Below are 8,506 nucleotides of genomic sequence, written 5' to 3' on the forward strand. Positions count from 1 at the left end.
CACCCAACGTGGCGGTGGTGCGTTCGAGTTCCGCGGCCGGATGGGACGATCCAACCGTGTTCCCTCATCCCAGCGCCAGGTCCGGACGTCGCCGGATCACCGCAATTGCGACATCCGTGCTGATCGCGGCCTCGCTGGCCGCCTGCACGTCCACCGGCAAGCCGGCGCCACCGGCGCCGACGACCGAGTCGCACCCCCCGTCCGGGCCGGTGCCCGCCGGGCTGGAGCGGTTCTACGGCCAGAGCCTGAGCTGGGCCGACTGCGCACCTTACGCGACGTCGGAAGACAGCAGGTCGGCGTTCCAGGCGAAAGACGTCCAGTGCGCGCGGCTGACAGTGCCGCTGGACTACGCGAAGCCGGCGGGGGACACGATCACGCTGGGCCTGCTCCGCCACAAGGCGACCGGCGACCGGATCGGCTCGCTGGTGGTCAACCCCGGCGGCCCGGGCGCGTCGGGCATGGTCGCGGCCGCCGGGCTGGTCAAGCCGGCCACGAGCACCGGCCTGGCCAAGCGCTTCGACCTGGTCGGGTTCGACCCGCGGGGGATCGGGGCGAGCCAGCCGGCCATCCACTGCCTGACCGACCAGGAGCGCGACGCCGACCGCGCCGACGACAGCGAGACCGACGGCTCGCCGTCCGGCGTCCTCAAGCAGGAAGCGCAGGAGAAGGACTTCGCCGCGAAGTGCGCCCAGCGCACCGACGACGGCACCGGGATGCTGGCCAACGTCGGCACCCGGGACGTCGTGAAGGACCTCGACGTCCTCCGGTCGGTCCTCGGCGACGAAAAGTTGACCTATCTGGGCTACTCCTACGGCACCCGGATCGGGTCGGCCTACGCCGAGGCGTTCCCGAAGAACGTCCGCGCGATGATCCTCGACGGCGCGGTCGACCCCGAGCAGGACGCGGTCGAATCGCTGGTCGCGCAGGGTCAGGGCTTCGGGACGGCGTTCACGGAGTTCGCGAAGTGGTGCGCGGCCCAGCAGGACTGCGCGCTCGGCCAGGACGCGAACGGCGCGGTCAAGGCGTTCCAGGACCTCGTCCGGCCGCTGATCGAGTTCCCGGTCCAGGTCGGCGACGGCCGCAAGCTCTCCTACGAGGACGCGACGACCGGCGTCATCCAGGCGCTCTACCAGGAGAGCCTCTGGGACACGCTGAACTCGGGCCTCAACGAGCTGCGCCAGCAGCGCGGCGCGACGCTGGAGAAGCTCGCGGACATCTACAACGAGCGCGACACCGACGGCAAGTACGGCACCACCCAGGACGCCTTCACGGCGATCCGCTGCGTCGACGACCCGCGCGTCACCGACCCGGCCGTCATCCTCAAGGCGCAGGAGGAGTACGTGAAGGTGGCGCCGTTCCTCGACGACGGCCGCCCGGCTTCGGCGGCCCGTGACGCGTGCGCGTTCTGGCCGGTGCCGAACACGTCCGAACCGCACGTGCCGAACGTGGAAGGCCTGGCGAAGACGCTGGTCATCTCGACGACCAACGACCCGGCGACGCCGTACCAGGCCGGCGTCAACCTCGCGAAGGGCCTGAAGGGCGCGCTGCTGACTTTCGAGGGCACCCAGCACACGGTGTTCCTGCAGGGAGTGAAGTGCGTGGACGAGGCAGGCGCGGACTACCTCGTCGACGGCACGGTGCCGCCGGACGGGACCCGGTGCACCGCGCAGTAGGCCTGGCCGCGCTGGCGGTCCTGCTGGCGGCGTGCACGAGCGCGCCGCCGGCCGCACCGCCGGCTTCGTCGCCCCCGCCCGACCTGGGGAAGTTCACCACGCAGAAGCTCGCGTGGACGCCGTGCGGCGACGGGCTGGACTGCGCGCACCTGACCGTGCCGCTGGACTACGCGGCACCGGACGGGAAGACCGTCACCGTCGGCCTGCTGCGGCACAAGGCCACGAAACAGCGGATCGGCTCGCTGGTCGTGAACCCCGGCGGACCTGGCGGCCAGGGCACGTCGACGGCCGCGGCGCTGGCCAAGACGCCGGCCGCGACGCCGCTGCTGGAGCGCTTCGACCTGGTCGGCTTCGACCCGCGTGGCGTGGGCACGAGCGAGCCGCGGCTCACCTGCCGCACGGACGCCGAGGTCGACGCGGACCGCGCGGCCGACATCGAGAGCGATCTGTCGCCCGCAGGTGTGAAGAAGCAACTCGCCGAGACGACCGCGTACGGCGCGAAGTGCACCGAAGGGACGAAGTACGGCAAGGAGTTCCTCGCGAACGTCGGCACCCGAGACGTCGTACGCGACCTCGACGTCCTTCGCGCCGCGCTCGGCGACGAGAAGCTGACCTACCTCGGCTATTCGTACGGGACGCAGATCGGCGCGGCCTACGCCGAGGCGTACCCGCGCAACGTCCGCGCGCTGCTGCTCGACGGCGCGGTCGACCTGGCCCAGGGGCTGGTGGAATCGCTGGTCACGCAGGCCGCGGGCTTCCAGGACGCGCTGACCGAGTTCGGCAAGTGGTGCGCGTGCCCGGTCGCCGGCAGCACCGAAGCGTTCCAGCGGCTCGTGCGTCCGCTGATCGCGAAGCCTCTCCCGGCCGGGACGCGGAAGCTGTCGTTCGAGGACGCGGTCACGGGCACGTTCGCCGGGCTTTACTCGCGCGGGGACTGGCCCGCCCTGAAGGCCGCGCTCGCGCAGGTGGCCCAGGGCAACGGCCGGACGCTGCTGGCCTTCGCCGACGACTACTACCAGCGCGACCCCGACGGCCACTACAGCGGCGCGATCGACGCGTACTTCGCGGTCCGCTGCGTCGACCACAACCGGCTGACCGACCGGGCCGAGATCGACCGCGCGCACGAGAAGATGCTGGCCGGCGCGCCCTTCCTGGCCGGCGGCACGCCGGACACGAGCGAGCTGGACATCTGCTCGACCTGGCCGGTCCCGCCGACGTCGGCCGAGCACGCGCCGCGTCCTGCCGGCCTCCCGAAGACGCTGGTCGTCTCGACCACGCACGACCCGGCGACACCCCACCAGCAGGGCATCGACCTGGCGAAGGACCTCGGCGGCGTCCTGCTCACCCACGAAGGCGTCCAGCACACGGTGTTCCTGCAGGGCAACGGCTGCGTGGACCGCGCGGGCATCGCGTACCTCATCGACGGAACGGCCGCCGAAACCCGCTGCTAGCCGACGTCGGCCGGTTCGTTCTGCTTGGTGAGCGACAGTTCGATCATCACCGGGCTGAGGTGGTCGCCGGCCGGCGGGATCTGCACCCACAGGCGCGCGAACCGCCGCGGCCCGTCGGCCGAAACCCAGACCTTGACGATGACGTCGGCGGCGACCTGAGGCAGCACGCTGTGCGCGACGGCCGCGGGCACCTTGCCGCCGACGCGCAGGGCGGCGGCGCCGTCAACGTTCTCGCGGCCCTCGGTCTTCGCGTCGGTGACGCCGTCGAGCAGCCGTTTCAACCCGGCCGACGGCCCGAGGAACGTGCCGACGTCGTACATCGGCGGGATCCGGCCGTGCCCGACGTCGGGGTCGGTGGTGACTTCGCCGTTCCGGACGGTGAAGCGGAACTTGGTGTGGCCTTCGCCGTCCTGGATGTCGGCCGTGCCGGTCGCGGCCCCGCCACCGTCGAGGGTCGCGTCGCCCTCGATCAGCCGGAGCGGGAAGCCCGGCAGCACGCCGTTGACGCCGGCCGCGAAGTGCACGCTCCGGACCGAGGCGAACGATGTCGCCGCGTCGCGGACCAGCTCGGACCCCGCCGGGAACGGCCCGCGCGTGTCCGGCGATCCGGTGCAGCCCGCCGTCAGCAGGAGCACGAGCAAGAGGGCGAAGCGGCGCATCCCCCGAGCCTACTGTTGGCCCGATTCTTTCGTACGCTGTCCTTCCGGCCACTTTCGACGTCTCGCGCGCGCGGCGAAACTGCGTAGGTGACTGTTGAGACCCGCCCTGCCCCGAAGCTGCACCGCGCCTGGCTCATCGCCGGTGCCGCCTTCGTCGCGCTGCTCGCCTCCGCCGGCTTCCGCTCCGCCCCCGGCGTCCTCATCGACCCGCTGCACGAGGAGTTCGGCTGGTCCACCGCCACGATCAGCTCGGCCGTCTCGGTCAACCTCGTCCTCTACGGCCTCTTCGCGCCCTTCGCGGCGGCGCTGATGGAGCGGTTCGGCATCCGCCGCGTCTCGGCGACGGCGTTGTTCGTCATCGCCGTCGGCGCGGCCGGCACGGTCTTCATGAGCGCGAGCTGGCAGCTGATCCTGTTCTGGGGCGTGTTCATCGGCGCGGGCACGGGCTCGATGGCCATGAGCTTCGCCGCGACGGTGGCGACCCGGTGGTTCGTCCGCAGCCGTGGCGTCGTCACCGGCGTGCTGACCGCGGCGGGCGCGACCGGCCAGCTGATCTTCCTGCCGCTGATCGCCAACCTCGCGGTGGGCTCGGGCTGGCGGACGGCGTCGCTGGTGATCGCGATCGCCGCGCTGGCCGTCGTCCCGGTGGTCCTGCTCGTCATCCGCGACCACCCGGCCGACGTCGGCACCACGGCCTACGGCGCGCCCGCCGACGCCGAGGTCGCGCGCCCGGCGTCGAAGACCGGCTCGGCCCGCCGGGCGCTTTCGGTGCTGGGGCAAGCCGCGAAGACGCGCACGTTCTGGCTCCTGGCGGTCGGCTTCGCGATCTGCGGCGCGACGACGAACGGCCTGGTCGGTACCCACTTCGTCCCGGCCGCGCACGACCACGGCATGCCCCAGACGACGGCAGCGAGCCTGCTCGCCCTGGTCGGCGTCTTCGACGTCGTCGGGACGATCTTCTCGGGCTGGCTCACCGACCGCGTGGACCCGCGCATCCTGCTCGGCGTCTACTACGCGCTTCGCGGCCTCTCGCTGGCACTGCTGCCGCAGCTGTTCACGGACTCGGTGCAGCCGAGCATGTGGGCGTTCATCCTGTTCTACGGCCTCGACTGGGTGGCCACGGTCCCGCCGACGGTCGCGCTCTGCGTCCGCGCGTTCGGCGACGCCGGCCCGATCGTGTTCGGCTGGGTCTTCGCCAGCCACCAGCTGGGCGCGGCGTTCGCGGCGTCGGCCGCCGGCCTGGTCCGCGACCAGCTCGGCAACTACGACGTGGCCTGGTACTCGGCGGCGGTCCTGGCGGTGCTCGCGTCGGTCGCGTCGCTGGCCATCAGCCGCGCGAAGAAGCCCGTTCCGGTGCTCGCGACGTGACTTGGTCAACCCCGGCGCGTCGTGAAACATCCCGTTAACACGCTGTCGTTAGGGTGCGGCCATGGATCGCCAGCAGGAATTCGTGCTCCGCACGCTCGAGGAGCGCGACATCCGTTTCGTCCGTCTCTGGTTCACCGATGTGCTGGGGTTCCTCAAGTCCGTCGCGGTCGCGCCGGCGGAGCTCGAAGGCGCTTTCAACGACGGCATCGGCTTCGACGGCTCGGCCATCGAAGGCTTCGCGCGCGTCTACGAATCGGACATGGTCGCCAAGCCCGACCCGGCCACGTTCCAGGTCCTGCCGTGGGAAACCCCCGACGGCGGCCCGTACTCGGCCCGCATGTTCTGCGACATCGCGATGCCGGACGGCTCGCCGTCGTGGGCCGACCCGCGGCACGTCCTGCGCCGCCAGCTGTCGAAGGCGGCCGAAGCCGGCTTCACCTGCTACGTCCACCCCGAGATCGAGTTCTTCCTGCTCTCGACCATGCCCGACGACGGCAGCGAGCCGGAGCCCGCGGACAACGGCGGCTACTTCGACCAGGCCAGCCACGCCACGGCGACGCACTTCCGCCGCCACGCCATCGAGACCCTCGAGGCGATGGGCATCTCGGTCGAGTTCAGCCACCACGAAGGGGCACCGGGCCAGCAGGAGATCGACCTCCGCTACGCCGACGCGCTGACGATGGCCGACAACGTGATGACGTTCCGCTACGTCGTCAAGGAGGTCGCGCTGACCCAGGGCGTGCGCGCGACGTTCATGCCCAAGCCGTTCACCGACCAGCCCGGCTCGGGGATGCACACCCACGTCAGCCTGTTCGAAGGCGACCGCAACGCCTTCTACGACGCCGAGGACCCGCACGAGCTGTCGGAGACCGGCAAGGCCTTCGTCGCCGGCGTGCTGCACCACGCCAAGGAGATCTCCGCGGTCACGAACCAGTGGGTGAACTCCTACAAACGCCTGATCAGCGGCAGTGAGGCCCCGACGACCGTCTCGTGGGGCCGCGCGAACCGCTCGGCGCTCGTCCGCGTCCCGATGTATTCACCCGGAAAGGCGTCATCCCGACGGGTGGAGATCCGTACCCTGGACTCGGCGTGCAACCCGTACCTGGCGTACTCGGTCATCCTGGCCGCCGGGCTCAAGGGGATCGAGAAGGGCTACGAGCTGCCGCCACCCGCCGAGGACAACATCTGGCAGCTGAGCGACGCCGAGCGGCGCGCCGCCGGGTACGCCCAGCTGCCGCAGAACCTGGGGGAGGCGCTGTCCGAGATGGAGAAGTCCGAGCTCCTGCCGGAAGCGCTCGGCGAGCACGTCTACGACTTCTTCCTCCGGAACAAGCGCGTGGAGTGGGACAACTACCGCAGCGCGGTCACCCCGTACGAACTCCGAACCCTCCTGCCGGTGCTCTGATGGGGCGGCGGCCGGCACTCCTCGTCCTGCTGGCCGCCGTACTCCTGCTCGTCCCCACCGCACCCGCCGCGTCGGCGTCCGGACGCTTCGACCTCGACTCCGCCGACATCCCGGCGCTGCAGGCCCGGATGGCGTCCGGCCGGCTCACCGCGGTGGGCCTGACCAGCGCGTACCTCGAGCGGATCCACCGGCTCGACGGCAAGGTCAACGCGGTCCTGGCGCTCAACCCGTCGGCGTTGCGACAGGCTTTCGAAAGCGATGCCCGGCGTCGGTCCCACCGCCTCCGGGGACCACTCGACGGCATCCCGGTGCTGGTCAAGGACAACGTCGACACCCGCGACCAGTGGACGACCGCCGGGTCGCGCGCCCTGCGCAGCTACCCGGCGAAGGACGCCACGCTGATCACCCGGTTGCGCGACGCCGGCGCGGTGATCCTGGGCAAGGCGAACCTCTCCGAATGGGCGAACTTCCGCGCCGCGAAACCGACGTCCGGCTGGTCGGGCGTGGGTGGGCAGACGAACAACCCGTACGTGCTGGACCGCAACCCGTGCGGGTCGTCCGCCGGGTCCGCGGCCGGCGTCGCCGCGTCGCTGGCGCAGGTCGCGATCGGTTCGGAGACCGACGGTTCGATCGTCTGCCCCGCCGGCATGACGGCGACGGTCGGCCACAAACCCAGCCTCGGCCTGGTCAGCCGCACCGGCGTGGTGCCGATCTCCGCCGAGCAGGACACCGCCGGGCCGATCGCCCGCAACGTCGTCGACGTGGCTTTGACGCTGTCGGTCCTGCAAGGGCGGGACCCGGCGGACCCGGCCACTTCGACGTATCCGAGCAGCCAGCCGACGGACTACGCGAAGCTGCTTCGGCCGGGTGTGCTGCGCGGCGCGCGGATCGGGTTGTGGCGGCTGCCGGTGCTCGGCCCGGCGACGGACGCGATCATGACGTCCGCCCGGAATTCCCTGGTCGAGGCCGGCGCGACGGTCGTCGAGGTGACCCCGCCCTACCAGGCCCGGCTCCTGGAGCTGGAGTTCCCGGCGCTGCTCACGGAGTTCCACCGCGACATCGACGCCTACCTCGCGACCCGCCCGGCCGGCCCGCGGAACCTGGCCGACCTGATCGCCTACAACCGGGCGGACCCGCTGGAGCGGACGTGCTTCGCCGGTCAGGAGCTGTTCGAGCAGGCACTGGCCGCGCCGCCGCCGACCGACCCCGGCTACCTGGCCGGCCGCGCCGAGCTGTCGGACCTCGCGCGGCGGTCGCTCGACGAGACCCTGGCGAAGCACCACCTCGACGCGATCGCGTCGCCGACCAACCCGCCGGCGTGGAAGACCGACTGCGCGGTGGGGGACAACGACGTGATCCCGTCGTCGACCCCGGCCGCGGTCGCGGGCTACCCGGACGTGACCGTGCCGGCGGGGTTCGCCGGAGCGCTCCCGGTGGGCATCTCGTTCATGGGTGCCCGGTGGTCGGACGCCCGGATGCTCGCGCTCGCGGCGGACTTCTCGAGGGTGGCTCCGGCCCGTGTCCCGCCGCGCTACCTGGCGACCCTGCCGTCGTAGGGCACTGGATACGCTCTGACCTGCGACAATGGCGTTAAGTGACCCCCCTGTTCGGGACCGGTTTCGGGGCATGTAATCTTCTCTTCGTCGCCAGGAACACCGGGTCGCCCCGGGGCCGCAAGCCCCGAAGATCCGGCCGGGCCGAGCGGGTTGACACCGCGGATCGGACCGGGTAATGTTCAGCGTCGGCCCACGAGCGGCCGCCGAATCCCTACGACTAACATCGTAGGCTGAGGCATGCTCGACCAAAAGCTTTGAATATCGCTTGGAACAACTGCCGAGGATAAAGCCGCTGATAAGGCGGTGAATCCGGAGTGTGTTGCTTGAGAACTCAACAGTGTGCTAGTGAACTAAGCCAGTAGAGCTTATGTATTGAACCTCGTATGAGGTTCCT

At 71.0% G+C, this 8,506-nt stretch carries 6 protein-coding genes; 5 read left to right on the plus strand and 1 reads right to left on the minus strand.

What is annotated here, in order from left to right:
• Positions 1-116: 116 nt before the first annotated feature.
• Positions 117-1,673 carry an alpha/beta hydrolase gene (locus tag ABFJ78_RS31270; protein WP_436390143.1) on the plus strand — a complete coding sequence of 519 codons (1,557 nt, stop codon included), beginning with the start codon at positions 117-119 and terminating at the stop codon, positions 1,671-1,673.
• Positions 1,658-3,124 carry an alpha/beta hydrolase gene (locus ABFJ78_RS31275; RefSeq protein WP_436390144.1) on the plus strand — a complete coding sequence of 489 codons (1,467 nt, stop codon included), beginning with the start codon at positions 1,658-1,660 and terminating at the stop codon, positions 3,122-3,124. Before ABFJ78_RS31270 ends, ABFJ78_RS31275 begins: the two co-directional genes overlap by 16 nt.
• Here ABFJ78_RS31275 and ABFJ78_RS31280 read toward each other — a convergent pair.
• The gene (locus ABFJ78_RS31280; protein WP_436390145.1) at positions 3,121-3,783 is read right to left on the minus strand and encodes an LppX_LprAFG lipoprotein; all 663 of its coding nucleotides are present in this window, start codon (positions 3,781-3,783) and stop codon (positions 3,121-3,123) included. The two genes, ABFJ78_RS31275 and ABFJ78_RS31280, sit on opposite strands and share 4 nt — an antisense overlap.
• Positions 3,784-3,870: 87 nt before the next feature.
• On the opposite strand from ABFJ78_RS31280, the gene ABFJ78_RS31285 reads away from it, so the two are divergent.
• The 3 genes from ABFJ78_RS31285 (at position 3,871) to ABFJ78_RS31295 (ending at position 8,112) form a co-directional block, all read left to right on the plus strand.
• On the plus strand, positions 3,871-5,151 hold the full coding sequence (locus tag ABFJ78_RS31285; RefSeq protein ID WP_436390146.1) for an MFS transporter: 1,281 nt from the start codon (positions 3,871-3,873) through the stop codon (positions 5,149-5,151).
• A gap of 61 nt (positions 5,152-5,212) precedes the next feature.
• Positions 5,213-6,556, plus strand: coding sequence for a type I glutamate--ammonia ligase (gene glnA / locus ABFJ78_RS31290; RefSeq protein WP_436390147.1), 1,344 nt, complete (start codon positions 5,213-5,215; stop codon positions 6,554-6,556).
• Complete coding sequence (locus ABFJ78_RS31295; RefSeq protein WP_436390148.1) at positions 6,556-8,112, plus strand: amidase; 1,557 nt, start codon at positions 6,556-6,558, stop codon at positions 8,110-8,112. Before glnA ends, ABFJ78_RS31295 begins: the two co-directional genes overlap by 1 nt.
• Positions 8,113-8,506: the final 394 nt, after the last annotated feature.

This window comes from Amycolatopsis sp. MEPSY49, from assembly GCF_051337345.1.
In the GTDB taxonomy this organism is placed as follows: domain Bacteria; phylum Actinomycetota; class Actinomycetes; order Mycobacteriales; family Pseudonocardiaceae; genus Amycolatopsis.